A 551-nucleotide genomic window follows, 5' to 3' on the forward strand; every position below is an offset into this window, starting at 1 on the left:
ATAAGCTCGGTCCGTTTAATTGAGCCTGAAGCGAGCTCCGAGGTTTCTCCGGCGATGAAGGCCCCCTCCCCTCCTAAAGCCAACCTAATCGGCTATGCCCGTGTTTCTACAGAGGACCAGGCAACAGGGATGTGTCGCAAACATTCTGTTTCAGAGTTTCAGCTAATCCTCCCTTAGGTCAGCGATGGAGGGTGGCGTGTTCAAGGGCAGACAATTTGATCGATCTGTAATCCTGCTCGGCGTGCGGTGGTACCTGGCCTACAGTCTGAGCCTGCGGAACCTGGAGGAAATGATGGCCGAGCGTGGCATCTCGGTTGACCACGCCACGATCCACAGATGGGTTATCCGTTACTCACCCGAACTGCTGGAGCGCTTCAATGCACGCAAGCGAGCCGTCACTGGCAAGTGGCATATCGATGAGACATTGTATTTGATGGGCGTTGCGGGTCATTCCCACAGCATGAGGCCGGGATAGCTCGAATGAGACATAAGACAGAAGTCTGCGATGTAGATGGTGCGCCCGGCCTCACCACGCGCCCCAGCTGAGATCG

1 pseudogene is annotated in these 551 nt (G+C 55.9%); it reads left to right on the forward strand.

Going from position 1 to position 551, the window contains the following annotated elements:
- Positions 1 to 196: 196 nt before the first annotated feature.
- A pseudogene (locus tag OCW50_RS33160) lies at positions 197 to 424 on the forward strand (IS6 family transposase); the annotation flags it as partial.
- Positions 425 to 551: the final 127 nt, after the last annotated feature.

The organism is Microvirga sesbaniae (genome assembly GCF_025460805.1).
In the GTDB taxonomy this organism is placed as follows: domain Bacteria; phylum Pseudomonadota; class Alphaproteobacteria; order Rhizobiales; family Beijerinckiaceae; genus Microvirga; species Microvirga sesbaniae.